The sequence below is a fragment of the Caldimonas mangrovi genome (assembly GCF_023721835.1).
Classification (GTDB): Bacteria; Pseudomonadota; Gammaproteobacteria; order Burkholderiales; family Burkholderiaceae_C; genus Caldimonas; species Caldimonas mangrovi.
On sequence record NZ_JAMKFE010000009.1, the window covers coordinates 44,465 to 68,329 of the forward strand.

The window sequence follows — 23,865 nt, forward strand, 5'->3', positions numbered from 1 at the left end:
ATCGTGATGACCAGGAAGCACGCTGAACCCAACGGGCATGCGCTTCCTGAGTCGGCGCTTGAGCCACTGCTCGATTCGGACGCGGTGGTTGCCTCCGAGCCGGCTGCTCTGCCGGACGGGGCCGAAGCAGTGGCCCCGGCGAACGGCCGAAACGGCATCGAATTCGAGGCCGGCGAGTCGGACATCGGCAACACGCTGCAGACTTATCTGCGAGAAATCCGCCGCACGCCGCTGCTGACACCCGAACAGGAATACGCCACCGCCACGCTTGCACGCGGGGGTGACTTCGGCGCGCGTCAGGCGATGATCGAGCACAACCTGCGGCTCGTCGTCAGCATCGCAAAGAACTACCTCGGGCGTGGCTTGCCGCTGACCGACCTGATCGAAGAGGGCAATCTCGGCCTGATGCATGCGATCGGCAAGTTCGAGCCCGAGCGCGGCTTCCGCTTCTCGACCTACGCGTCATGGTGGATCCGTCAGAGCATCGAGCGGGCGATCATGCACCAGGCGCGTCTGGTGCGGCTGCCGGTGCACGTGGTACGCGAACTCAATCAGGTGCTGAAGGCTCGCCGCCAGCTCGAAGCCGAAGTAGCGCGACGGCAGGACGGCGAGAGGGCGGTGCGTGTCGAGGACGTGGCTGCCGTGCTAGGACGCCCCGTGCAGGAGGTGGCGGAACTGCTGAAGTTCGCGGAGACGCCGACGTCGCTCGATGCGCCGCTGGAGCGCGACAACTCCGAATCGATGATCGACATGGTGGCCGACGAGCAGGCGACTGACCCGATGGGCACGACGTTGTCGCACGAGGTCGAGCAGTTGCTCAACACCTGGCTCGGTGAACTGAGCGACCGTGAACGCGAGGTGCTGTCGGGCCGCTACGGACTGCACGATCGCGAGCCCGAAACGCTGGAAGTGCTCGCCGAGCGGCTGGGGCTCACGCGTGAGCGCATCCGGCAGATCCAGCAAGAGGCGCTGCTCAAGCTCAAGCGCCGCATGATCCGTCACGGGGTCGACCGCGATTCGATCTTCTGACCCACCGACCGTCCCTTGTCCCCGACGGATAATCCGTCCCCATGACTCAAGCGAATGAATGGCTCCGGATCGAGTCGCTCGATCTGGAGGCGCAAGGCGTGGCTCACAACGCCGAGGGAAAAGTGGTGTTCGTCGACGGCGCGCTGCCCGGCGAGGAAGTGCAGGTTGCGACGACGCGGCGCAAGAACAACTGGGAGCAGGCTCACGTGACCGCGCTGCGGCGTGAAAGCTCTCAGCGCGTCACGCCCCGCTGTGCCCACTTCGGCACCTGTGGCGGTTGCAAGATGCAGCACTTTCACGTGGCGGCGCAACTGGCGGTCAAGCAACGGGTCCTGGAAGACAACCTGTGGCATCTGGGCAAGGTGCGCCCGGAAACCGTGCTGCGTCCGATCGAGGGCCCCACCTGGGGCTACCGCTACCGTGCACGACTGTCGGTGCGCTACGTGCCCAAGAAGGGCGGCGTGCTCGTGGGCTTTCACGAGCGAAAGTCCAGCTATGTTGCCGACATGACGCGCTGCGAGGTGCTGCCGCCGCATGTCAGTGCGATGCTGCTGCCGTTGCGAGAGTTGATCGGGGGCATGGACGCGCGCGACCGCTTGCCGCAGATCGAAGTCGCGATCGGTGACCGCGACGGGCGACCCGTCACAGCGTTGGTGCTGCGTCACCTAGAACCGCTCAGCGCGGCGGATCTCGGACGGCTGCGCGGTTTTGCTGGGGAACACGACGTGCAGTGGTGGCTGCAGCCCAAGGGGCCCGACACCGCGCATCTGTTGGATCCGGTCGATACGCCGCTGGCCTATACGCTGCCGGAATTCGGCATCACGATGCCGTTCAAGCCGACTGACTTCACCCAGGTCAACCACCAGATCAATCGCACACTTGTCAGTCGTGCACTGCGCCTGCTGGCGCCCCAACCGGCCGACACGGTCATCGACTGGTTCTGCGGCCTCGGCAATTTCACGCTGCCGATCGCGCGTGGGGCGCGCAAGGTGCGGGGTGTAGAGGGGAGCGAGGCACTGGTCAGCCGTTCGCGCGAGAACGCCGCATGCAACGGCATCACCAACGCCTGCTTCGACGCGCGCAACCTGTTCGAACTGGAGCCCGCCGATCTGGTTGCCTACGGTGCCGCGGACAAGTGGCTCGTGGATCCGCCGCGCGAAGGCGCATTCGCGCTGGTGAAGGCGCTGGCCGACGTTCGGCAGCAGGCTGACGCTGTGCCCGGCTGGGCGCCGCCGCGGCGTATTGTCTACGTCTCCTGCAACCCGGCGACACTGGCGCGCGATGCGGGCTTGCTGGTGCACCAGGCCGGGTACCGGTGTGTGGCGGCTGGCGCCGTGAACATGTTTCCGCACACGGCGCACGTCGAGAGCATGGCGGTGTTCGAACTCGATTGACGGCTGCTGCCGCAACCGCGCGAAGTCCCGCGCAAAACAAAGGCCCGCCGAAGCGGGCCTTTTTCATGGAGCGCGGGTGTTCGCTTATTCGTCGCCGCCGAAGATGCCGAGCAGGGCGAGCAGGTTCTGGAACACGAGGTAGACGTCCAGGTAGATCGCCAGCGTGGCAGTAACGTAGTTGGTTTCACCGCCGTCGATCACCCGCTTGATGTCGTACAACATGTAGGCCGAGAAGATCACGATCGCCAGCGAGGAGATCGTCAGCATCAGCGCCGGCATCTGCAGCCAGATGTTGGCCAACGAGGCCACGATCAGCATGATCACGCCGACCATCAACCACTTGCCCATGCCGGACAGATCGCGCTTGATCGTGGTGGCCATCGTCGCCATGCCGAAGAACACCAGCGCGGTGCCGCCGAAGGCCATCATGATGAGCTGCGCACCGTTCGAGAAGCCGAGCACCGCCCCGATCAGGCGCGAGAGCATCAGGCCCATGAAGAAGGTGAAGCCGAGCAGCAGTGCAACGCCGATGCCGGAATTCTTGAACTTCTCGATCGCGAAGAAGAAGCCGAAGGCAATGCCCATGAAAGCCACGAAGCCGATCAATGGGCTGCCGGCAAAGAAGGTGAAGCCCATCGCCACGCCGATCCAGGCGCCGAGGACGGTGGGTACGAGCGACAGCGCCAGCAGCCAGTAAGTGTTACGCAGCACCCGGTTGCGCTGCTGCGTCAGAATGCCGGAACCGGAGTAGGCTGCCTGCAAGCTTTCGTTCATCGTTGCTCTCCTCTGTCAAAAAGTGGCCGAGGTTCGACCTTTGCGGCGGATTCTAGTTCCCGGCGCACACGGCGTTCGATTTTCCTGAGCTTCAGCCGGGTTTGCGGTGCTTTACCCCCGCAAGCGGGGTTCCTGGCACCATCTGCTTTCTCGAACCCTGATCCGAAAGGAGTTACCGATGAAGAACAAGCCGCAGCTGACGCTGGAAGACGTCAAGAAGATTGCGGTGGGCGCCGAAGCCGAGGCGCTGCGCAATGGCTGGGCGGTGGCGATTGCCATCGTCGACGACGGCGGGCATCTGCTGTGGTTCCAGCGCCTGGACGGGGCTTCGCCCGCTTCGGCGCAGATCGCACCGGCCAAGGCGCACACGGCCGCCCTGGGGCGCCGCGAAAGCAAGATCTATGAAGACATGATCAACCAGGGGCGGGCTTCCTTTCTCAGCGCGCCCGGGTTGCAGGGGTTGCTGGAGGGCGGCGTGCCGATCATGGTTGAGGGGCAGTGTGTCGGGGCCGTCGGCGTCAGCGGCGTGAAGTCCGTCGAGGACGCCCAGATCGCCAAGGCCGGCATTGCCGCGCTAGGCTTGTAGCCCAAGGGGGAAAAAAGCGCTTGGCTGGGGGCCGGCAAGCCGGCTCGTGGCTGAGCTCAAACACGACCCGGCGGCCCCTTGGCCGTCCGTGTCGCCCCACGATGAACTATTTGGTCAGGATCAGCTTGCCGAACTTGGTGGCGCGCAACTGGTAAAGCGCGCCGTTGTGCTCGATGTGGATCGACTTGCGGCCGCGCAGCAGGGCGCTGCTTGCGACTGCAGGTTCCGCTTCCACGGCGGGCAAACCGCTGCCGGGGGCACCGGAAGGCAGACGTGCCGATGCCGGGATGGACGATGGCACGAGGCCGGCGACGAGAGCGGAAGATTTCATCTGTCGGTTCCTGTGTCTTGAGAGAGGCGGAAGAACGAGTCGGCGGGGCTGCTTCAGGGGCGGGACAACGCCCACCAGGCACCCAGCAACACCACGAGCAGGCTCAGCAGCCAGAAGATGGCGCCCATCACGCCAGGGCCATCTCAACCGACTCCATGTGGTGGGCGGTAGAGGGTTCGTGCCGCAGGGACGCGGTCAGCGTCTTACGTGCGCAATCAGCGCACTGCCCGCAGCAGGTGGCCACGCCCAGTTCCATCTGGAGTTCGTCGAAAGACGCGCATCCCGAGCGCGCCAGGCGCTCGATGTCCCGGTCGGAAACCCTTCGGCACACGCAGACGATCATTTGGCGAATCCCTTCTTCCATCGACGCCGCGAGTATAAATGAGAATGATTCGTAATAGAAGGGCCCGATTGGCGTAGGGTCAAGAAGGGCACCGCGAGCTTTGTTACCGAGACCCCACCTTTGGGGGGAGCCCGCGGCGGTCTTGCCACCCCGATACTCGCCTGGACCGCATTCAGTATTTATGGCAAGCCAAGTGCCTTGCCCGGTCGGCCGCGAAAGGACGAGACATGCCCCGACAAGACCCGCTCCTTGCGCACGCTAGCATCCGGCAAAGCCCTTCGTGCAGCTTTGGGATGCGGCGCTCATGAAACCGCTGCACGCCTCTTCCGACAGCAGCCGTGCCAATGCGACCGCGGGCGTCTACGGCGCGCGGCTCAGGTTGTGGTTCCCGGTGTTGCTGTTCATGCTCGCGCTCGGCGCCTACGTTTGGCGCCGCGGCGATGGGGTGCTCTGGTACGAGCTGTGCTGGGCTTTAGGCGCGTTCGCGCAGGCAGCGATACGCTGGCCCCATGTCGAGGCCAACCGCGCCAATCAGGTGCAACGCAGCCGCGTCGGCCGGCTGGAGCAATGGTTGATGTTCGTTGTCTTCATGACCTTGCTGTGCCTGCCGATGCTGTTCGTCGCAACGCCGTGGCTCGACCGCTTCAACTACGTGCTGCCTGGTCAGGCCACCTGGGCGGGGGCTGCACTGATGGTGGCTTCGTTGTGGCTGTTCCACCGCTCGCATGCCGATCTCGGCCGGCAATGGTCACCCTCGCTGGAAGTGCACAGTGAGCACGCATTGATCACGCATGGGGTCTATCGTCGCTTGCGCCACCCGATGTATGCGTCGATCTGGCTGTTTGCGTTGGCGCAGCCGCTGCTCGTGCACAACTGGGCAGCCGGGGCTCTGGCGATTCCCGGCTTTGCGCTGTTGTATTTCCTGCGCGTGCCGCAGGAGGAAAGGCTGATGCTCGAGACTTTCGGCGACGCCTATCGCGAGTACATGGGGCGCAGCGGTCGCATCTGGCCGCGCTGAAGGCGAGGGCTTCCCGAGCGTCAGGAGGAGGCTGCGCCCATCTGCGACTGCAAATAGTTCTGCAACCCCACCCTGTCGACGAGGTCGAGTTGCGTTTCGAGGAAGTCGATGTGCTCCTCGGTGTCGTCCAGGATGTCCTGCAGCAAGTCGCGAGAGACGTAGTCGCGCACCGATTCGCAGTAGGCGATGCCGTCCTTGATCGTGGTCTGCGCGCCTTGCTCCAGCTGCAGGTCGCAGCGCAGGATCTCCACCGTGTCTTCGCCGACCAGCAGCTTGCCGAGGTCCTGCAGATTCGGCAGGCCGTCGAGCATCAGGACGCGCTCCATCAGCTTGTCCGCATGTTTCATCTCGCCGATCGATTCTTCGTATTCCTTGCGGGCCAGCTTGTCGAGGCCCCAGTGCTTCAGGATGCGATAGTGCAGGAAGTACTGGTTCGTGGCGGTCAACTCGTTCTTGAGCTGCGCATTCAAATGCTCGATGACCTTTGGGTCGCCCTTCATCGCTGTTCCTTCTCTTTGCTGGCAGTTTCAGGGCGATTGTGTCTCCGTTGGACGGCTTCTCCAAACAGGTGCATCGATGACCTTCGGTCGCGTTTCATGTTGTGCCCGAGACGCAGAAGCGTTCTCGTTTGCCGCCGCTGGCCAGACCTTGCGCGGCTGCCTCGCGAAACGGTGCGGCGCCCCAGGCTATAATCCCGCGGTTTACCCGCAACCACCCCCGCCTAGCGAAACTCCCTGGCCGTTTCCTCCGGACTCATGCTGTCGAGCAGAGCTGGGCGCGCACACCCAACGGAGAGTTTCCCGTGCTGCCGCAACTGCCCCAAGCACTCCTCGCACTCGCAGACGGCACGGTCTTTCGTGGCACCTCGATCGGCGCTGCCGGTCATACAGTCGGTGAAGTCGTCTTCAACACGGCGCTCACCGGTTACCAGGAAATCCTCACCGACCCGAGCTACTGCCAGCAGATCGTGACGCTCACGTATCCGCACATCGGCAACGTCGGCGTGAATCCTGAAGACATCGAGGCGACGAAAGTCCATGCCGCCGGCTTGATCATCAAGGACCTGCCGGTTCTCGAGTCCAACTTCCGCATGACCCAGACGCTGCCCGAGTACCTGCGCGAGCAGGGCACGGTGGCGATCGCCGGCATCGACACGCGCCGCCTCACCCGCATCCTGCGCACCAGCGGGGCGCAGAACGGTTGCATCCTCGCGTTGCCCGCTGGCGAGGGTGTCACCCAGCGCCACATCGACGATGCCGTCGCAAAGGCGAAGGCCGCGCCCAACATGGCGGGGCAGGACCTTGCCAGGGTCGTCACGACCGGCCAGTGCTACGACTGGACCGAAAGCGAATGGAAGCTCGGTGAGGGCTACGGCCACGTCGAGTCGCCGCGCTTCCACGTGGTGGCCTACGATTTCGGTGTCAAGCGCAACATTCTTCGCATGCTGGCCGAGCGCGGCTGCAAGGTGACCGTATTGCCGGCAACGACGCCAGCAGCCGAGGCGCTGCAATACCACCCCGACGGCATCTTCCTGAGCAATGGCCCCGGCGACCCGGAGCCGTGCGATTACGCCATACAGGCGTCGCGCGAGCTGATCGAGCAGGGCATCCCGACTTTCGGCATCTGCCTGGGCCACCAGATCATGGCACTGGCCTCCGGTGCCAAGACCTTCAAGATGAAGTTCGGCCATCACGGCGCCAACCACCCGGTGAAGGACCTCGATTCCGGCCGCGTCAGCATCACAAGTCAGAACCACGGCTTTGCGGTCGACGAAAAGACGCTGCCTGCCAACCTGCGGCCCACACACGTGAGCCTGTTCGACGGCACGCTGCAGGGACTAGCCCGCACCGACAAGCCTGCCTTCTGCTTCCAGGGGCACCCTGAGGCGTCGCCCGGCCCCGGCGACATCGGCTATCTCTTCGACCGCTTCGTGGCGCTGATGGAGAACAAGAATGCCTAAGCGGCAAGACCTGAAATCGATCCTCATCATCGGCGCCGGCCCCATCATCATCGGCCAGGCGTGCGAATTCGACTACTCCGGTGCGCAGGCCTGCAAGGCGCTGCGGCAGGAGGGCTACAAGGTCGTTTTGGTCAACAGCAACCCGGCGACCATCATGACCGACCCGGAGATGGCTGACGTCACCTACATCGAGCCCATCACCTGGCAGGTGGTCGAGCGCATCATCGCCAAGGAGCGCCCGGACGCGATCCTGCCGACGATGGGTGGCCAGACTGCACTGAACTGCGCACTGGACCTGCACCGCAACGGCGTGCTCGACAAGTACGGCGTCGAGATGATCGGCGCCAACGAGCGCGCCATCGAGAAGGCCGAGGACCGGCTGAAGTTCAAGGAGGCGATGACCAAGATCGGTCTCGACTCCGCAAAGTCCGGCATCGCACATTCGATGGACGAAGCCTGGAGCGTGCAAAAGCGCATCGCTGCCGATACCGGCGGCACCGGGTTCCCGACCGTGATCCGCCCCAGCTTCACGCTCGGCGGGACCGGCGGCGGCATCGCCTACAACCCGGAAGAGTTCGAAGAGATCTGCAAGCGCGGCCTCGACCTGTCGCCGACCAAGGAACTGCTGATCGAGGAGTCGCTGATCGGTTGGAAGGAGTTCGAGATGGAGGTGGTCCGCGACAGGGCGGACAACTGCATCATCGTCTGCTCGATCGAGAACCTCGACCCGATGGGTATCCACACCGGCGACTCCATCACCGTGGCGCCGGCGCAGACGCTGACCGACAAGGAATACCAGCTGATGCGCAACGCCTCGGTGGCGATCCTGCGCGAGATCGGCGTGGACACCGGCGGCTCCAACGTGCAGTTCTCGATCAACCCCGACAACGGCCGCATGATCGTCATCGAGATGAACCCGCGCGTGTCGCGTTCGTCGGCACTGGCGTCCAAGGCCACAGGCTTCCCGATCGCGAAGGTGGCCGCGAAGCTGGCGGTCGGCTACACGCTGGACGAACTGCGCAACGAGATCACGGGCGGTGCCACGCCAGCCAGCTTCGAGCCGAGCATCGACTACGTTGTCACGAAGATCCCGCGCTTCGCGTTCGAGAAATTCCGCGAAGCCGACCCGCACCTGACGACGCAGATGAAGTCCGTCGGCGAGGTGATGGCGATGGGCCGCACCTTCCAGGAGAGTTTCCAGAAGGCGCTGCGCGGGCTGGAGACGGGCATCGACGGCCTGACCGAACGCAGCACCGATCGCGAAGAGATCGTGCAGGAGATCGGCGAACCTGGCCCCGAGCGCATCCTGTTCGTCGGCGACGCCTTCCGCATCGGCATGAGCCTCGAGGAGGTGTTCGAGGAAACGGCGATCGACCCGTGGTTCCTCGCGCAGATCCAGCAGATCGTGCGGACCGAGCAGCAGCTGGCCGGCCGTGCGCTGACCAGCCTGTCGACCGATGAGCTGCGCTATCTCAAGCAAAAGGGCTTCTCGGACAAGCGCCTCGCGAAACTGCTGGGAACCAACCAGCACGACGTCCGCCGCGCCCGCCACGCGCAGGGCATTCGCCCGGTCTACAAGCGCGTGGACACGTGTGCGGCCGAGTTTGCGACCCAGACGGCCTACATGTACTCCAGCTACGACGAGGAGTGCGAAGCCGATCCGACCTCGGCCAAGAAGATCATGGTGCTGGGCGGCGGTCCGAACCGCATCGGGCAGGGCATCGAGTTCGACTACTGCTGTGTCCATGCGGCGCTCGCGATGCGGGAAGACGGCTACGAGACCATCATGGTCAACTGCAACCCCGAAACCGTCTCGACCGACTACGACACTTCGGACCGTCTGTACTTCGAGCCGGTGACGCTCGAGGACGTGCTGGAGATTGTCGACAAGGAAAAACCGGTTGGCGTGATCGTGCAATATGGCGGACAGACGCCGCTGAAGCTCGCACTTGATCTCGAGGCCAACGGCGTGCCCATCATCGGCACCACGCCCGACAGCATCGACATCGCCGAGGACCGCGAGCGGTTCCAGAAGCTGCTGCATGAACTGGGCCTGAGGCAGCCGCCCAACCGCACGGCGCGCACCGAAGAGGCCGCGCTGCAGTTGGCCCAGGAGATCGGCTATCCGCTGGTGGTACGCCCGAGCTATGTGCTCGGCGGACGCGCGATGGAGATCGTGCACGGCGACAAGGACCTGGAGCGCTACATGCGCGAAGCCGTGAAGGTGTCCGAGAAGTCGCCGGTGCTGCTGGACCGCTTCCTCGACGACGCGATCGAGGTCGACGTCGACTGCATCAGTGACGGCGAAGAGGTCATGATCGGCGGCATCATGGAGCACATCGAGCAGGCCGGCGTTCATTCCGGCGACTCGGCGTGCTCGCTGCCGCCCTATACGCTGCCGAAGTCGTTGCAGGACGAATTGCGCCGTCAGACCACCGCGATGGCGAAAGCCTTGAAGGTCGTCGGTCTGATGAATGTCCAGTTCGCGATCCAGGGCGAAGGCGAGCAGGCGGTCGTCTACGTGCTCGAAGTGAACCCGCGTGCCTCGCGTACCGTGCCGTTCGTTTCCAAGGCCACCGGCCAGCCGCTGGCCAAGATCGCGGCGCGCTGCATGGCTGGGCAGAGGCTCAAGGACCAGAAGGGCTTCAGAGGCCGCACCCCGGGTGAAGTGATCCCGCCGTACTTCAGCGTCAAGGAAGCGGTGTTCCCGTTCAACAAGTTTCCCGGTGTCGACCCGATCCTGGGCCCCGAGATGCGCTCTACCGGCGAGGTGATGGGCGTCGGCAAGACCTTCGGCGAAGCCATGCTGAAGAGCCAGCTCGCTGCCGGCTCGCGGCTGCCCACCAAGGGCACCGTCTGCATCACCGTCAAGGACAACGACAAGCACCGCGCGGTGGCCGTCGCACGCGAGCTGCACCAACTGGGCTTCCAACTCGTCGCCACCCGGGGCACGGCGGCGGCCATCACCGAAGCCGGCGTGCCGGTGCGTACCGTCAACAAGATCAAGGACGGCCGTCCGCACATCGCGGACATGGTCAAGGCGGGTGACATCCAGCTGGTGTTCACGACGGTGGACGAAACCCGTACTGCGATCGCCGACTCCCGCTATATCCGCACGGCTGCGTTGGCCAACCGCATCACGTATTACACGACGATGGCCGGTTGCGAAGCGACGGTCGAAGCGCTGAAGCACCAGGACGACCTGGTGGTCTATTCGGTGCAAGAGCTGCACAAAGAGCTAAACTAACCTCAAATCGAACCTAAGCGGCCGCCGCCGCCCTCCTGCAAGGGAGTGTGGCGGCGGCTGATTTTTTGCTGGCGGAGAGAAACTGATGGCCACCATCCCATTGACCAAGCGCGGTGCCGAAAAGCTCAAGGAAGAGCTGCACCGCCTGAAGACGATCGAGCGCCCGGCCGTGATCAACGCGATTGCCGAGGCTCGCGCCCAGGGCGACCTGTCCGAGAACGCCGAATACGACGCCGCCAAGGACAAGCAGGGCTTCATCGAAGGCCGCATCCTCGAGATCGAAGGCAAGCTCGCTGCCGCGCAGGTGATCGATCCTTCGGCACTGGATGCCGGCGGTCGGGCGGTCTTCGGCGCCACGGTCGACCTGGAGGAGGAGGAGTCGGGCGATGCCGTGACGTACCAGATCGTCGGCGACGACGAGGCCGACCTGAAGCACGGGCTGATCTCGGTCAGTTCACCGATTGCGCGTGCACTGATCGGCAAGGAAGCGGGAGATGTGGCCGAAGTGCAGGCGCCGGGCGGCGTCAAGCGCTACGAGATCGTCGAGGTCCGTTACGTCTGATCGTTTTCGCCACGCATGTCATTGATCCGCTTGCGCAGCTGGCTGTCGGGCCTGTGGGCCGGCACCGTGTTGTGCATCGGTGGCATTGCGGCACCCTCGTTGTTCGCGGTGCTGGAGCGTGCCCAGGCCGGCCTGGCGGCGGGGCGGCTGTTCCGCGTCGACGCGTCGCTGAGCCTGGTGCTGTCCGTCCTGCTGCTGCTCGTCGAGCGCCGGGTGGCCGGCGCTCGGGCAGAGCAAGGGCAGGGCGGTTCCCGCATGAGTACCGAACTGGTGCTCGTGCTGACCGCGCTGTTCTGCACAGTGGCCGGGTATTTCGCGATCCAGCCGCTGATGGAGCAGGCGCGTGCCGGCCACGGCAACTGGTCGTTCGGGGTGCTGCACGGTACTTCGAGCGCCTTCTTCGCCGCCAAGGCGGTCGTGCTGACCGTCCTGGCGTGGCGCTGCACCGCGCGTTGACTTCAGTCGGCCGACTGCTTTTTCTTGACGCTGGTGGTATGGGCCTTGGCGCGCTTGACGCTGCCGCCCGGAGTGAGGCGCTGGTTGCCCAGCACTGTCAGTTTCTTGACCTGCGGGCGCTGACCGCCTCGCTTCGAATACTTGATGACCTTCACCGTCTTCGGGCCCGGCTTGCGGTCTTCGTCTTCCGCCCTTTCCTTCAGCGGAATCGGCCGCCACAGCACCAGCAGCTTGCCGATATGCTGAATCGGCGCCGCACCCAGCGCGTCGCTCAAGGCCTCAAGCATGTTCTCGCGTTCCTCTCGATCGTCCGAGAAGACGCGGACCTTGATCAGGCCATGAGCCTTCAGTGCGGCGTCGGCTTCCTTCACGACGGCGGGCGTCAGGCCGTCACCGCCGACGTGGACGACGGGATCAAGGTGGTGGGCCGCAGCGCGATGTTCCTTGCGCTGGGCGGGTGTCAATTGGATGGCAGGCATCTGCGTATTATCGTTGCGCAATGAAGATCAAGACAAAAAGCAAGAAGGTCAACAAGGCGTGGTTGAACGACCACCTCACCGACCCGTATGTAAAGCTCGCGCAGAAAGAGGGCTATCGGGCCCGGGCTGCCTACAAGCTCAAGGAGATCGACGAGGAGCTTCGCCTGTTGAGGCCGGGGCAGCTGGTGGTCGACCTCGGCGCCGCCCCAGGGGCTTGGAGTCAATACGTTCGGCGCAAATTCGCGCCACGCGAGGCCGGTGGGGGCGGTGCGGCCGCCGGTGAGCTGAACGGCACCATCATTGCGCTCGATCTGCTGGACTTCGAGCCGATCGAAGGCGTGAGCTTCATCCAGGGCGACTTCCGGGACGACGCCGTACTGGGCCAGTTGCAGGAGGCGGTGGCGGGCCGGCCGGTCGACGTGGTGGTTTCCGACATGGCGCCCAATCTGTCGGGGATCGAGGTGTCCGACGCAGCGCGAATTTCCCATCTGGTGGAGCTGGCGGTGGAATTTGCCCAAAACCACCTGCGACCCGAAGGCGCGCTGGTGTGCAAGGTTTTTCACGGCAGCGGCTACAGCCAACTGGTGAAGCTGTTCAAACAGACGTTTCGCGTCGTCAAACCGATCAAACCCAAGGCCTCCAGAGACAAATCCTCAGAAACCTTTTTGGTCGGTGTGGGTCTCAAGCGGAGCGATTGAGTGCCGATTCAAGCGGAAGACGTGAACGCAGCAACATTGCGATGGCCGCGTGCCGATAGGAAACACCTGTCACAAGCGTGGGAAACATCAAAGATGACGGTGTCTTGACTGATCTAGAATCGCCCCAATCTTTGCGGCATTCAAGCATTTTTTTCGTTCTGAGTTCGGAGAAGGAACCGCGGTGAACAATCAATGGTTCTCTAAAGTGGCTGTTTGGCTGGTGATCGCCCTGGTGCTGTTCACCGTTTTCAAACAGTTCGACCGCGGGGTGACGACCGCCGGGCAGATCGGTTATTCCGATTTCCTCGAAGAGGTGCGCAACAAGCGTGTCAAGCAAGTCACGCTGCAGGAAGGGCCGGGCGGCGGCGAGATCATCGCAATCACGAATGACGACAAGCGCATCCGCACCACGGCGACCCACTTCGATCGCGGCTTGATCGGCGACCTGATCGACAACAACGTCAAGTTCGACGTGAAGCCGCGCGACGAACCGTCGCTGTTGATGAGCATCCTCATTTCCTGGGGGCCGATGCTGCTGCTGATCGGCGTGTGGATCTACTTCATGCGCCAGATGCAGGGTGGCGGCAAGGGCGGGGCGTTCAGCTTCGGCAAGAGCCGCGCACGCATGCTCGACGAATCGAACAACACCGTCACCTTCGCAGACGTGGCCGGTTGCGACGAAGCGAAGGAAGAAGTCAAGGAACTGGTCGACTTCCTGAAAGACCCGCAGAAGTTCCAGAAGCTCGGCGGCCGCATTCCGCGCGGCGTGCTGATGGTCGGCCCCCCGGGCACCGGCAAGACGCTGCTGGCCAAGAGCATCGCCGGTGAGGCCAAGGTGCCGTTCTTCTCGATCTCGGGCTCAGACTTCGTCGAAATGTTCGTCGGCGTAGGCGCGGCCCGTGTGCGCGACATGTTCGAGCAAGCCAAGAAGAACGCGCCTTGCATCATCTTCGTCGACGAGATCGACGCCGTCGGCCGCCATCGTGGTGCCGGCTTGGGCGGCGGCAACGACGAGCGCGAGCAGACGCTGAACCAGATGCTGGTCGAGATGGACGGCTTCGAGACCAACCTCGGCGTTATCGTGATCGCCGCGACCAACCGGCCGGACATCCTCGACCCTGCGCTGCTGCGCCCCGGGCGCTTCGACCGGCAGGTCTACGTGACATTGCCCGACGTGCGCGGCCGCGAACAGATCCTGAGCGTGCACATGCGCAAGGTGCCGATCGGCACCGATGTGCGCCCCGATATTCTCGCGCGCGGCACACCGGGATTCTCGGGCGCCGATCTCGCGAACCTGGTCAACGAGTCGGCACTGTTCGCCGCACGACGCAACGGTCGTGTCGTCGAAATGCAGGACTTCGAGAAGGCCAAGGACAAGATCCTGATGGGCCCCGAGCGCAAGTCGATGGTCATGCCCGAGGAAGAGCGCCGCAACACGGCGTACCACGAGGCAGGTCACGCGTTGGTCGCGCGGATGCTGCCGAAGACCGACCCGGTGCACAAGGTGACGATCATCCCGCGCGGTCGTGCGCTGGGCGTGACGATGCAGTTGCCCGAGGGCGACCGCTACAGCATGGACAAGGAGCGGATGCTCAACACCATCTCGGTGCTGTTCGGCGGTCGCATCGCTGAAGAAGTGTTCATGCATCAGATGACCACCGGTGCCAGTAACGACTTCGAGCGTGCGACGCAGATTGCTCGCGACATGGTCACTCGCTACGGCATGACCGACGAACTGGGTCCGATGGTCTATGCCGAAAACGAAGGCGAGGTGTTCCTCGGCCGGTCGATCACCAAGCAGGTGAACGTGTCCGAGCAGACGATGCAGAAGGTGGACCACGAGATCCGCAAGATCATCGACGACCAGTACACGACCGCCCGCAAGCTGATCGAGGACAACCAGGACAAGATGCACGCGATGGCCAAGGCCTTGCTCGAGTGGGAAACCATCGATGCCGAGCAGATCGAGGACATCATGTCTGGCAAGCCGCCGCGCCCCCCCAAGGACTGGACGCCGTCGAACAACAAGTCCGGTGGCGGTGGCAGCGCGCCGTCGGTCAACACCGACGGCGCGCCGGCGACGGCCTGAACGCCGCGCCTGGCATCGAACAACGGGGCTACGGCCCCGTTTTCCGTTCTATTGCGTCGATCCCATGCACCCTTACTGGCAGACCACCCGCTTTCGCATCGACCTGTCGCGGCCACAGGTGATGGGCATCGTGAATGCGACGCCCGATTCCTTTTCGGACGGTGGAGAGCATGCCGGGACGACAGCCGCGCTTCGGCACTGCGAACAACTGCTGAGCGAGGGCGCCGACATCCTCGACATCGGCGGCGAATCGAGCCGGCCCGGTGCCGATGCGGTGCCGCTCGACCTGGAACTGGCCCGGGTGCTGCCCGTCGTGAAGGAGGCCGTCGCGCTCGGCGTACCGGTTTCGGTCGACACCTACAAGACCGAGGTCATGCGTGCGGCCCTCGACCTTGGCGCCGACGTCGTCAACGACATCAATGCGCTGCGTGCGCCGGGAGCGGTCGAGGCCGTCGCGACCCACCCGACGTGCGGGGTGTGTTTGATGCACATGCGTGGTGAGCCGAAGTCGATGCAGGCGGACCCGCGCTACGGCGACGTCGTGCGCGACGTGACGCGCTACCTCTCTGAGCGGGCGGCGATACTGGCTGCGGCGGGCGTGTCAGGCGAGCGCATCGTGCTGGACCCGGGCATTGGCTTCGGCAAGAGCGTCGACCACAACTTCGAGCTGCTGGCGCGCCAACCCGAATTGCTGACGTTGGGCTATCCGGTGCTGGCCGGGTGGTCGCGCAAGTCGTCGCTGGGCACGGTGACCGGGCGCCCGGTGCACGAGCGGCTTGCTGCCAGCGTGGCGGCTGCCCTTGCGGCCGTTCTGCGGGGCGCGCGCATCGTGCGTGTACACGATGTCGCGGCGACTGTCGATGCCCTGAAAGTGTGGCGCCGGGCGGGCCTACCGGGTGCATGAAGCGGCGAAAATACAAGCGGTAACACGCACACGACACGAGGAGGAGGCGGCATGAGCAGAAACTATTTCGGGACAGACGGCATACGAGGCACCGTGGGGCAGGCGCCGATCACGCCGGATTTCGTCTTGCGGCTCGGCCACGCAGTCGGTCGGGTGTTGCGCAAGACGCAATCCCGCCCCACCGTGCTGATCGGCAAGGACACCCGGATCTCCGGTTACATGCTCGAGTCCGCACTGGAAGCGGGCTTTGCCTCCGCGGGCGTCGACGTGCTGCTCAGCGGGCCGCTGCCGACCCCGGGCGTCGCCTACCTCACCCGCGCGCTGCGGCTGGATCTGGGTGTCGTGATCAGCGCGTCGCACAATCCTTTTCCCGACAACGGCATCAAGTTCTTCTCGGCGCGCGGCGAAAAGCTGCCAGACGAATGGGAGCGACAGGTCGAAGCCGCGCTCGAGGAGTCGGCGCAGTGGGTCGATTCGGCGAACCTGGGCAAGGCGCGTCGTCTGGACGATGCACAGGGACGCTACATCGAGTTCTGCAAGAGCACCTTCGGCGGCGAGTTGTCGCTGAAGGGGCTCAAGGTGGTCGTGGATGGTGCGCACGGTGCGGCCTACCATGTGGCGCCGAGGGTGTTCCATGAACTGGGGGCCGACGTCGTCTCGATCGGTTGTGCGCCGGACGGCTACAACATCAACGACGGCTTTGGGGCCACGGCACCCGATGCGTTGGTGGCTGCCGTCAAGGAGCGTGGAGCCGACTACGGTATCGCGCTCGACGGCGATGCCGACCGCCTGCAGTTGGTCGACGGCGATGGCCGCCTTTACAACGGCGACGAACTGCTCTACGTGATGGTGGCCGACCGGCTCGCCAACGAGCAGCACGTGCCAGGCGCAGTCGGCACGCTGATGACCAACATGGCGGTCGAACTGGCACTGCAGCGCCGCGGGATCAGCTTCGTGCGCACCAAAGTCGGCGACCGCTACGTGCTGGAGGAACTGGTCGCGCGCGGCTGGCAGCTCGGCGGCGAGGGCTCGGGCCACCTGCTCGCGCTCGACAAGCACACCACCGGTGACGGCATCGTCAGCGCGTTGCAGGTGTTGCAGGCGGTGATCCGCTCCGGGCGTCCGTTGTCGGATCAGCTGGACGGCGTTGCGTTGTTCCCGCAGACACTGATCAATGTGCGCTTGCAGCCTGGCCAGGACTGGAAGGGCAACACGCGGTTGGCCGCCGAGCAGGAGGCTGTCGACGCTGAACTTTCCGGCCGCGGGCGGGTGCTGATTCGCCCGTCGGGAACCGAGCCGCTGTTGCGCGTGATGGTGGAGGCAGAGGAAGCCGCGCTCGCGCGGCGTTGCGCAGAGCGGCTTGCCGAAGCCGTGCGCGCGGGCTGAGGCGGGCGCGCTTCACGCTCAGCCGATCAGCTTGCCTTCACGCGTCAGCAGCGTTTGTGTCACATAGGCGCTGCCCCTGTTCTTCACGGCGAAGTTGAAACGATAGCCGTCCAGATCGACCGCCGGCCGGCGTCTGAACTCTGCCAGCACGCTGTCACGTGCATATCCCCCGCGCATGCGCTGCAGCACCTGCGCGGCATAGCGCCCGGCCAGGTAGCCTGCCAAGCTGATGTGGGACGGCGCTTCCTCGAACAATTGCCGCAGCAGGTGCCGGTAGTGCCGTACCACGGGAATGCTGCTGGTTTGGGGGTTGGGGACCACTTGCGTCAGGATGAGCGGCACCGAGGGCCCGGAGCCGACCTGCATCAAGGTCGGCACATCGACGTCGGAGAGGCTCACCACGTAGCGCTGCAGGCCGCGGCGCGCCAATGCCTGGCTGAAGCGGGCCAGTTCCAGCGTTCCACCGAGGAACAGCAGTACGGCCGGCGCGGAGCCCGGCAACTGCTCAGCCAGCGCGGCCCAGTCATCTCCGACCCGCGGCACGAAGGCCTTCGCGCGCAGCTTCAATTTCTGCAGCAGCACCTGCAACTCGTTCTGGTACGCCGCCTGTTCGGACGCACGGGGATACACGATGCCCAGTTCGGCCAGGCCCATGCCCTCCAGGCTCTGCAGTGCATGCCGCATCTGCTGTTCGCGCGACGCGAACAGACAGAACACTTCGTCGTGGCCGTCGTGCCGTGAATCGGCCATCCACGGGCCGACGTGGGCAATCGAAAGCCGCAGCTTGCGAGCCATCGTGACGCTTTGCACCGCGAGGCGGTCGCCAACGCTGCCGATCAGCACGCATGTGGCCGCATCGTCTCGCAGCTCCGCGAGGGCTTGTTCAAGGCCGGCAGGCGAGCCGTCTGTCTGTACCGTGGCGAGCGAAATGCCAGCTGCCGACGTATCGCTGCGCGCAAGTTCCGTCCATGCCAGCCGGACGCCGGTGGAGTAGTCGCGCGACAGCTCCTGCTGCTCGGTGGACATGTCGAGGATCTGGACGGCCCGTGCCGAAACACCTGCCGCCTGTGACCGCGCCGCGGCAGGGGTCCCGCTCAAGGCACTCAGGGGCGCCAGCGCGGCGGCGTGCAGCAGACGGCGGCGCGGGCGATCGAGAGGGGAAGGGTCGAGGGGATAGGGCATGGCGGTGCGACCGAAGGGCAAAAAAATGGCCGCGCCGCTATGGGCGTGGCCGGTGTGCAAGACGCTCTCCCTGGAATTCGCTCTTCTTCGAGCACGGCGGCGTTCTGGTGGCCGCTCGTCATGCCTGGCAGGCCGCGGCCTGCCAGGATCACTTCTTCTTGGGCGGCATCAGGACGCGGTCGATCACGTGGACAACGCCATTGGTGGCGACGGCATCGCCACGGGTCACCATCGCGTCTTCGACCGTGACGAAAGAGCCGGCCTTCGCCAGCGCGATGTTCTCGCCCAGTACGGTCTTCACGCTGCCGTTCTTGACGTCGGCAGCGGCCATCTTGCCCGGCACGACGTGGTAGCTGAGGACGGCCCTGAGCTGCTGCTTGTCCTTGGCCAGCGCTGCCAGCGTGGCAGGCGGGACGGCCTTGAAGGCGTCGTCGGACGGCGCGAACACTGTGTAAGGGCCGGCAGTCCGCAGCGTCTCGTCGAGCCCCGCTTCCCGGATGAGCCGGTTCAGCGTCGAGAGTTGGGGGTCCGCGGCGGCGGTGTCGGCCACCGTGCGGGTGCCGGAGGTCGAGGCGCAGCCGGCGAAGGCGGTGAGCAGCGCAGCGCCGGATGCGAGCAACCAGGTCCGTTTGTTCATGTGAGCTCCAGTGGAAATGGTTTCTAGCTGTATCGGTCGATGGCCACACGCAGGCCTTCAACCAAGAGGATTCAGCGCCGCGGAGCTTAGAAGTGACGCATGACAAAACAGTGAATCCCGTGTGACACCGGCGTGTCGCCTCGGGGCAGCCCTTCAGGAATGCAGGTTGCGGCGATGGATGTCACGGACTTGTCACACGCGGCTCTTACAGTCCGCCCCGTCAGAAGCGTTTCCTTCTGTGTCCATTCCTGCTGAAAGGTGCATACATGAACTTCACTTTGATCCGTTCCGGGCTGGCCGCCGCGGCGCTGGCCGGCGTCACCGGCGTTGCCCTGGCCCAGGATGTGACCGGCGCCGGCGCGTCGTTCCCTGCCCCGGTGTACGCAAAGTGGGCCGATGCCTATAACAAGGCGACCGGCGCGCGCATCAACTACCAATCGGTCGGCTCCGGTGCCGGCATTCGCCAGATCAAGGCCAAGACAGTCGACTTCGGCGCCTCGGACGCTCCGCTGAAGGATGAGGAACTGGCCAAAGAAGGCCTGATGCAGTTCCCGACCGTCATCGGCGGTGTGGTGCCGGTGGTCAACATCAAGGGCATCGCCCCCGGTCAAATCAAGATGACGGGCCAGTTGCTGGGTGACATCTACCTGGGCAAGGTCACCAAGTGGAGCGATCCGGCCATTGCGTCGTTGAATCCCGGTGTGTCGCTGCCGGACGCGCAGATCTCGGTCGTGCGCCGGGCCGACGGCTCGGGCACCAGCTTCCTGTTCACCAACTATCTTTCGAAGGTGAACGCCGAATGGAAGACCAAAGTCGGCGAGGGCACGGCCGTCAACTGGCCGACCGGCGCCGGCGGCAAGGGCAATGAAGGCGTGTCGGCGTTCGTGCAGCGCCTGCCGAACTCGATCGGGTATGTCGAGTACGCCTATGCCAAGCAAAACAAGATGTCGCATGTCCAGCTGCGCAACAAGGACGGCAACTACGTGTCGCCGGACGAAGCCAATTTCAAGGCGGCCGCTGCCGGCGCCGAGTGGGCGAAGAGCTTCTACCAGGTGCTGACGGAGCAGCCGGGCAAGGACGCCTGGCCGATCACCGGTGCGACCTTCATCCTGATGCACAAGGTGCCGGAGAAGCCCCAGCAGTCTGCCAATGCTCTGAAGTTCTTCGACTGGGCCTACAAGAGCGGCGACAAGATGGCTTCCGACCTGGAATACGTGCCGCTGCCCGACGCTGTCAAGGACCTGATCCGCAAGCAGTGGGCCGAGATGAAAGACGGTGCCGGCAAGACCGTCGCCTACAAGTGAGCGCAACGTCCGATTGACGCTCGACGCGGGGTGGCTTGCCACCCCGCCCGCACATCGAAGAGGGCATCGTGGCCGCTACACTCCCCGCATCCGATTACAAGCCTGGACAGATGGAACGAACGGACCCGACGGGGGAACCGCCGATCGCGAGGCGCGCCTCGCCCTGGGCGGACACGCTGTTTTCTGCGCTGGCCCATGGCGCTGCGCTGCTGACGCTGGCGCTGCTGGCCGGCATCATCGTCTCTCTCGTCATCGGCGCTGCGCCGGCGATCGAGGAATTCGGACTCGGCTTTCTATGGAGCTCCGACTGGGACCCGGTACAGGACAAGTACGGCGGCCTGGTGATGATCTACGGCACGCTGATGACCTCGTTCATTGCGCTGCTGATCGCCGTGCCGGTGAGCTTCGGCATCGCGCTGTTCCTCACCGAGCTGTCGCCAAAGTGGCTGCGCCGGCCGCTCGGCATCGCGATCGAGCTGCTGGCGGCCGTGCCGTCCATCGTCTACGGCATGTGGGGCCTGCTGGTGTTCGGGCCCATCCTGGCGACCTTCGTGCAGCAGCCGCTGCAGGCGGCGTTCAACGACGTGCCCTATCTCGGCGCGCTGTTCTCCGGCCCGCCGGTCGGCATCGGCATTCTGGCGGCCGGCATCATCCTGGCGATCATGATCATTCCCTTCATCGCTTCGGTGATGCGCGACGTGTTCGAAGTCACGCCGCCGATGCTCAAGGAATCGGCCTACGGGCTCGGATCGACCACCTGGGAGGTCGTCTGGAAGGTCGTGCTGCCGTACACCAAGACGGGTGTCATCGGCGGCATCATGCTGGGTCTCGGCCGGGCCCTGGGCGAGACGATGGCAGTGACCTTCATCATCGGCAACATGAACCAGCTCAGTTCGCTGTCGCTGTTCGAGCCGGCCAACAGCATCACATCGGCGCTCGCGAACGAGTTCGCGGAAGCCGCCGAAGGGCTGCACCAATCCTCGCTGATCTATCTCGGCCTGGTGCTGTTCTTCATCACCTTCGTCGTGCTCGCGCTGTCGAAAGTTCTGCTGATGCAGCTCAAGAAGCGTGAGGGAGTGCGCACATGAACGCCCAGACGCTCGATGCCGGCCACGTCGCGATGCACCGCCGGCGCAAACGGGTCAACGCAATCGCGCTGACGCTGTCGCTGCTGGCGATGGCTTTCGGCGTGTTCTGGTTGCTGTGGATCCTGTTCGAGACCGTGCGCCTGGGAGCCGGCGGCATGGCGCTGTCGCTGTTCACCGAGATGACGCCGCCCCCACAGGAGGAAATCGGCGGCCTTGCCAACGCGATCTTCGGCTCGCTGATGATGGTGGGGTTGGCCACGCTGATCGGTACGCCGGTCGGCATCCTGGCCGGCGTCTACCTGGCCGAATACGGCCAGCGCAGCTGGCTCGGCAGTACGACCCGCTTCATCAACGACATCCTGCTGTCGGCACCGTCGATCGTCATCGGCCTGTTCATCTATGCGGTGGTGGTCGCGCAGGTCAAGAGCTTTTCCGGCGGGGCCGGGGTGTTGGCGCTGGCGCTGATCGTGATCCCGGTGGTGATCCGTACCACCGAGAACATGCTGTCGCTGATCCCCAATGCACTGCGCGAGGCGGCCTATGCGCTCGGCACGCCCAAGTGGAAGGTGATCTCGTCGATCACGTTGAAGGCTGCGCGCGCCGGCGTGCTGACCGGTGTGCTGCTGGCGCTGGCGCGCATCTCGGGTGAAACCGCTCCGCTGCTGTTCACGGCGCTGTCGAACCAGTTCTGGACCGCCAGCCTCAGCGAGCCGATGGCGAGCCTGCCGGTGACGATCTTCAAGTTCGCGATGAGTCCGTACGAGAACTGGCAGAAGCTGGCCTGGGCCGGCGTGTTCCTGATCACCATCGGCGTGCTGCTGCTCAACATCCTGGCGCGCGTGCTGTTCCGCAACAAACATTGATCGAAGGCTCTCCTGATGGACGCAAAAGTCGAACTGCCGGTCACCGAGAAGGCGAAGCTTTCGGTCCGTGCCTTGAACTTCTACTACGGCAGCTTCCACGCGCTGAAGAACATCAACCTGGACATTCCCGAGAAGAAGGTCACGGCCTTCATCGGGCCGTCAGGTTGCGGCAAGTCGACGCTGCTGCGCACCTTCAACCGGATGTTCGAGCTGTATCCCGAGCAGCGCGCCGAGGGCGAGATCCTGCTCGACGGCGAGAACATCCTGCGCTCGCGGCTCGACGTCTCGCTGATCCGCGCGAAGGTCGGCATGGTGTTCCAGAAGCCCACGCCATTCCCGATGTCGATCTACGACAACATCGCCTTCGGCGTGCGTCTGTTCGAGACGTTGCCGCGTGCCGAGATGGACGAGCGCGTGGAGTGGGCGCTGAAAAAGGCGGCACTGTGGAACGAGGTCAAGGACAAGCTGACGCAAAGCGGCTCCGGCCTGTCCGGCGGCCAGCAGCAGCGCCTGTGCATCGCGCGCGGCATCGCCATCAAGCCCGAGGTGCTGCTGCTCGACGAACCGTGCTCGGCGCTCGATCCGATCTCCACCGGCAAGATCGAGGAACTGATCCACGAGCTGAAGAACGACTACACGGTCGTCATCGTCACCCACAACATGCAGCAGGCGGCGCGCTGCTCGGACTACACCGCCTACATGTACCTGGGCGACCTGATCGAGTTCGGGCCCACGTCCGACCTGTTCATGAAGCCCAGGAAGAAGGACACTGAGGACTACATCACCGGCCGCTTCGGCTGAGCGGTGCCCTCCAGGAGAACCCGCCATGACGGACAAGCATCTCTCGACCCAATTCGATGCCGAACTGAGCGGCATTTCCACTCGCGTGCTCGAAATGGGCGGCCTGGTGGAGTCGCAGGTCGCGCAGGCGATCTACGCACTGACCAACTTCAGCGGCGAAGTGGCCAGCCAGGTGATCGCGACCGAAGAGCGCGTCAACCACATGGAAGTCGACATCGACAGGGACCTGTCGACCATCATCGCGCGGCGCCAGCCGACCGCGCGCGATCTGCGCCTGCTGATCGCGATCTCGAAGACCATCGGCAACCTCGAGCGCGTCGGCGACGAGGCAGCGCGCATTGCCCGCACCGTGCAGCGACTGATCAACACCGGCGTCTTCAGCCGGTTGCGGCTCCCGGTGTCCGACGTGTCCTTCGAAGCCAGCCTGGCGACCGACCAGTTGCGCAAGACACTCGACGCGTTCGCGCGGCTGGACGTCAACAAGGCGCTCGAAGTCCTGAAGCAGGACAACCAGATCGACCAGGAGTTCGACGGCCTGATGCGCAAGCTCATCACCTACATGATGGAAGACCCGCGCACCATTTCCGCGAGCATCGACCTGGTCTTCGTCGCCAAGGCGATCGAGCGCGTCGGCGACCATGCAAAAAACCTCGCCGAGCAGATCATCTACATCGTCAAGGGCACCGACGTTCGCCACATCCCGATGGAAAGCGTCGAGTCGGTGGTGAACTGAC

The 23,865-nt window shown here is 64.5% G+C and carries 24 protein-coding genes; 17 read left to right on the plus strand and 7 right to left on the minus strand.

From position 1 onward, the window contains the following. Positions 1-6: 6 nt before the first annotated feature. Positions 7-1,029 (plus strand): RNA polymerase sigma factor RpoS, encoded by a 1,023-nt coding sequence (rpoS, locus tag M8A51_RS15490; RefSeq protein WP_251779379.1) that lies wholly within the window; start codon positions 7-9, stop codon positions 1,027-1,029. A gap of 41 nt (positions 1,030-1,070) precedes the next feature. Continuing rightward, complete coding sequence (rlmD, locus tag M8A51_RS15495) at positions 1,071-2,423, plus strand: 23S rRNA (uracil(1939)-C(5))-methyltransferase RlmD (protein WP_251779380.1); 1,353 nt, start codon at positions 1,071-1,073, stop codon at positions 2,421-2,423. Between the two features lie 84 nt (positions 2,424-2,507). Here rlmD and M8A51_RS15500 read toward each other — a convergent pair whose 3' ends face one another. Further along, complete coding sequence (locus M8A51_RS15500; protein ID WP_251779381.1) at positions 2,508-3,197, minus strand: Bax inhibitor-1/YccA family protein; 690 nt, start codon at positions 3,195-3,197, stop codon at positions 2,508-2,510. 178 nt (positions 3,198-3,375) lie between these two features. Between M8A51_RS15500 and M8A51_RS15505 the strand changes: the two genes are divergently transcribed. After that, positions 3,376-3,783 (plus strand): GlcG/HbpS family heme-binding protein, encoded by a 408-nt coding sequence (locus M8A51_RS15505; protein WP_251779382.1) that lies wholly within the window; start codon positions 3,376-3,378, stop codon positions 3,781-3,783. Between the two features lie 106 nt (positions 3,784-3,889). Here the strand turns inward: M8A51_RS15505 and hemP are convergent, their stop codons facing one another. After that, a complete protein-coding gene (hemP, locus tag M8A51_RS15510; protein WP_251779383.1) occupies positions 3,890-4,114 on the minus strand; it encodes a hemin uptake protein HemP in 225 nt (74 codons plus the stop codon). A gap of 127 nt (positions 4,115-4,241) precedes the next feature. After that, positions 4,242-4,478 (minus strand): (2Fe-2S)-binding protein, encoded by a 237-nt coding sequence (locus M8A51_RS26710; protein WP_407062242.1) that lies wholly within the window; start codon positions 4,476-4,478, stop codon positions 4,242-4,244. Positions 4,479-4,761: 283 nt separating this feature from the next. Here M8A51_RS26710 and M8A51_RS15520 point away from each other — a divergent pair, with 283 nt between their 5' ends. After that, positions 4,762-5,475, plus strand: coding sequence for a protein-S-isoprenylcysteine O-methyltransferase (locus M8A51_RS15520; protein WP_251779384.1), 714 nt, complete (start codon positions 4,762-4,764; stop codon positions 5,473-5,475). A 20-nt stretch (positions 5,476-5,495) separates the two neighbouring features. Here the strand turns inward: M8A51_RS15520 and bfr are convergent, their stop codons facing one another. Then, entirely contained in the window at positions 5,496-5,975 is a 480-nt protein-coding gene (bfr, locus tag M8A51_RS15525; RefSeq protein WP_251779385.1) for a bacterioferritin, read from the minus strand. Positions 5,976-6,277: 302 nt separating this feature from the next. Here bfr and carA point away from each other — a divergent pair, with 302 nt between their 5' ends. The 4 genes from carA (at position 6,278) to M8A51_RS15545 (ending at position 11,700) form a co-directional block, all read left to right on the plus strand. Beyond that, entirely contained in the window at positions 6,278-7,435 is a 1,158-nt protein-coding gene (carA, locus tag M8A51_RS15530) for a glutamine-hydrolyzing carbamoyl-phosphate synthase small subunit (protein ID WP_251779386.1), read from the plus strand. Next, on the plus strand, positions 7,428-10,682 hold the full coding sequence (carB, locus tag M8A51_RS15535) for a carbamoyl-phosphate synthase large subunit (protein WP_251779387.1): 3,255 nt from the start codon (positions 7,428-7,430) through the stop codon (positions 10,680-10,682). Before carA ends, carB begins: the two co-directional genes overlap by 8 nt. Positions 10,683-10,767: 85 nt before the next feature. Then, on the plus strand, positions 10,768-11,244 hold the full coding sequence (greA, locus tag M8A51_RS15540; protein WP_251779388.1) for a transcription elongation factor GreA: 477 nt from the start codon (positions 10,768-10,770) through the stop codon (positions 11,242-11,244). 15 nt (positions 11,245-11,259) lie between these two features. Continuing rightward, a complete protein-coding gene (locus M8A51_RS15545; protein ID WP_251779389.1) occupies positions 11,260-11,700 on the plus strand; it encodes a DUF4149 domain-containing protein in 441 nt (146 codons plus the stop codon). Positions 11,701-11,702: 2 nt separating this feature from the next. On the opposite strand, the gene yhbY is transcribed toward M8A51_RS15545, so the two are convergent. After that, positions 11,703-12,179 carry a ribosome assembly RNA-binding protein YhbY gene (gene yhbY / locus M8A51_RS15550; RefSeq protein ID WP_251779390.1) on the minus strand — a complete coding sequence of 159 codons (477 nt, stop codon included), beginning with the start codon at positions 12,177-12,179 and terminating at the stop codon, positions 11,703-11,705. A gap of 20 nt (positions 12,180-12,199) precedes the next feature. On the opposite strand from yhbY, the gene M8A51_RS15555 reads away from it, so the two are divergent. The 4 genes from M8A51_RS15555 (at position 12,200) to glmM (ending at position 17,256) form a co-directional block, all read left to right on the plus strand. Further along, positions 12,200-12,877, plus strand: coding sequence for an RlmE family RNA methyltransferase (locus tag M8A51_RS15555; protein ID WP_251779391.1), 678 nt, complete (start codon positions 12,200-12,202; stop codon positions 12,875-12,877). A 181-nt stretch (positions 12,878-13,058) separates the two neighbouring features. After that, complete coding sequence (gene ftsH, locus M8A51_RS15560) at positions 13,059-14,966, plus strand: ATP-dependent zinc metalloprotease FtsH (RefSeq protein ID WP_251779392.1); 1,908 nt, start codon at positions 13,059-13,061, stop codon at positions 14,964-14,966. A 64-nt stretch (positions 14,967-15,030) separates the two neighbouring features. After that, positions 15,031-15,870 (plus strand): dihydropteroate synthase, encoded by an 840-nt coding sequence (folP, locus tag M8A51_RS15565; protein WP_251779393.1) that lies wholly within the window; start codon positions 15,031-15,033, stop codon positions 15,868-15,870. Between the two features lie 51 nt (positions 15,871-15,921). Then, the gene (glmM, locus tag M8A51_RS15570) at positions 15,922-17,256 is read left to right on the plus strand and encodes a phosphoglucosamine mutase (protein WP_251779394.1); all 1,335 of its coding nucleotides are present in this window, start codon (positions 15,922-15,924) and stop codon (positions 17,254-17,256) included. A gap of 18 nt (positions 17,257-17,274) precedes the next feature. On the opposite strand, the gene M8A51_RS15575 is transcribed toward glmM, so the two are convergent. After that, positions 17,275-18,438: an ABC transporter substrate-binding protein gene (locus tag M8A51_RS15575; RefSeq protein WP_251779395.1), complete on the minus strand. Its 1,164-nt coding sequence runs from the start codon at positions 18,436-18,438 to the stop codon at positions 17,275-17,277. A 148-nt stretch (positions 18,439-18,586) separates the two neighbouring features. After that, positions 18,587-19,075: a fasciclin domain-containing protein gene (locus M8A51_RS15580; RefSeq protein WP_251779396.1), complete on the minus strand. Its 489-nt coding sequence runs from the start codon at positions 19,073-19,075 to the stop codon at positions 18,587-18,589. A gap of 266 nt (positions 19,076-19,341) precedes the next feature. Between M8A51_RS15580 and pstS the strand changes: the two genes are divergently transcribed. From pstS to phoU, 5 genes are all read left to right on the plus strand, one after another. Beyond that, positions 19,342-20,379, plus strand: a complete 1,038-nt coding sequence (pstS, locus tag M8A51_RS15585) for a phosphate ABC transporter substrate-binding protein PstS (RefSeq protein ID WP_251779397.1) — start codon at positions 19,342-19,344, stop codon at positions 20,377-20,379. Positions 20,380-20,489: 110 nt separating this feature from the next. After that, positions 20,490-21,467 (plus strand): phosphate ABC transporter permease PstC, encoded by a 978-nt coding sequence (gene pstC, locus M8A51_RS15590; RefSeq protein ID WP_251779398.1) that lies wholly within the window; start codon positions 20,490-20,492, stop codon positions 21,465-21,467. Beyond that, positions 21,464-22,330: a phosphate ABC transporter permease PstA gene (gene pstA, locus M8A51_RS15595; protein WP_251779399.1), complete on the plus strand. Its 867-nt coding sequence runs from the start codon at positions 21,464-21,466 to the stop codon at positions 22,328-22,330. Before pstC ends, pstA begins: the two co-directional genes overlap by 4 nt. Positions 22,331-22,345: 15 nt before the next feature. Next, positions 22,346-23,131, plus strand: coding sequence for a phosphate ABC transporter ATP-binding protein PstB (gene pstB, locus M8A51_RS15600; RefSeq protein WP_251779400.1), 786 nt, complete (start codon positions 22,346-22,348; stop codon positions 23,129-23,131). A gap of 25 nt (positions 23,132-23,156) precedes the next feature. Further along, a complete protein-coding gene (gene phoU / locus M8A51_RS15605; RefSeq protein WP_251779401.1) occupies positions 23,157-23,864 on the plus strand; it encodes a phosphate signaling complex protein PhoU in 708 nt (235 codons plus the stop codon). Position 23,865 lies beyond the last annotated feature (1 nt).

Bases quoted from the DNA above. Each gene is read 5' to 3' on its own strand.
- rpoS (WP_251779379.1), top strand. From the start codon at position 7: ATGACCAGGAAGCACGCTGAACCCAACGGGCATGCGCTTCCTGAGTCG.
- rlmD (WP_251779380.1), top strand. From the start codon at position 1,071: ATGACTCAAGCGAATGAATGGCTCCGGATCGAGTCGCTCGATCTGGAG.
- M8A51_RS15500 (WP_251779381.1), bottom strand. From the start codon at position 3,197: ATGAACGAAAGCTTGCAGGCAGCCTACTCCGGTTCCGGCATTCTGACG.
- M8A51_RS15505 (WP_251779382.1), top strand. From the start codon at position 3,376: ATGAAGAACAAGCCGCAGCTGACGCTGGAAGACGTCAAGAAGATTGCG.
- hemP (WP_251779383.1), bottom strand. From the start codon at position 4,114: ATGAAATCTTCCGCTCTCGTCGCCGGCCTCGTGCCATCGTCCATCCCG.
- M8A51_RS26710 (WP_407062242.1), bottom strand. From the start codon at position 4,478: ATGGAAGAAGGGATTCGCCAAATGATCGTCTGCGTGTGCCGAAGGGTT.
- M8A51_RS15520 (WP_251779384.1), top strand. From the start codon at position 4,762: ATGAAACCGCTGCACGCCTCTTCCGACAGCAGCCGTGCCAATGCGACC.
- bfr (WP_251779385.1), bottom strand. From the start codon at position 5,975: ATGAAGGGCGACCCAAAGGTCATCGAGCATTTGAATGCGCAGCTCAAG.
- carB (WP_251779387.1), top strand. From the start codon at position 7,428: ATGCCTAAGCGGCAAGACCTGAAATCGATCCTCATCATCGGCGCCGGC.
- greA (WP_251779388.1), top strand. From the start codon at position 10,768: ATGGCCACCATCCCATTGACCAAGCGCGGTGCCGAAAAGCTCAAGGAA.
- M8A51_RS15545 (WP_251779389.1), top strand. From the start codon at position 11,260: ATGTCATTGATCCGCTTGCGCAGCTGGCTGTCGGGCCTGTGGGCCGGC.
- yhbY (WP_251779390.1), bottom strand. From the start codon at position 12,179: ATGCCTGCCATCCAATTGACACCCGCCCAGCGCAAGGAACATCGCGCT.
- M8A51_RS15555 (WP_251779391.1), top strand. From the start codon at position 12,200: ATGAAGATCAAGACAAAAAGCAAGAAGGTCAACAAGGCGTGGTTGAAC.
- folP (WP_251779393.1), top strand. From the start codon at position 15,031: ATGCACCCTTACTGGCAGACCACCCGCTTTCGCATCGACCTGTCGCGG.
- glmM (WP_251779394.1), top strand. From the start codon at position 15,922: ATGAGCAGAAACTATTTCGGGACAGACGGCATACGAGGCACCGTGGGG.
- M8A51_RS15575 (WP_251779395.1), bottom strand. From the start codon at position 18,438: ATGCCCTATCCCCTCGACCCTTCCCCTCTCGATCGCCCGCGCCGCCGT.
- M8A51_RS15580 (WP_251779396.1), bottom strand. From the start codon at position 19,075: ATGAACAAACGGACCTGGTTGCTCGCATCCGGCGCTGCGCTGCTCACC.
- pstS (WP_251779397.1), top strand. From the start codon at position 19,342: ATGAACTTCACTTTGATCCGTTCCGGGCTGGCCGCCGCGGCGCTGGCC.
- pstC (WP_251779398.1), top strand. From the start codon at position 20,490: ATGGAACGAACGGACCCGACGGGGGAACCGCCGATCGCGAGGCGCGCC.
- pstA (WP_251779399.1), top strand. From the start codon at position 21,464: ATGAACGCCCAGACGCTCGATGCCGGCCACGTCGCGATGCACCGCCGG.
- pstB (WP_251779400.1), top strand. From the start codon at position 22,346: ATGGACGCAAAAGTCGAACTGCCGGTCACCGAGAAGGCGAAGCTTTCG.
- phoU (WP_251779401.1), top strand. From the start codon at position 23,157: ATGACGGACAAGCATCTCTCGACCCAATTCGATGCCGAACTGAGCGGC.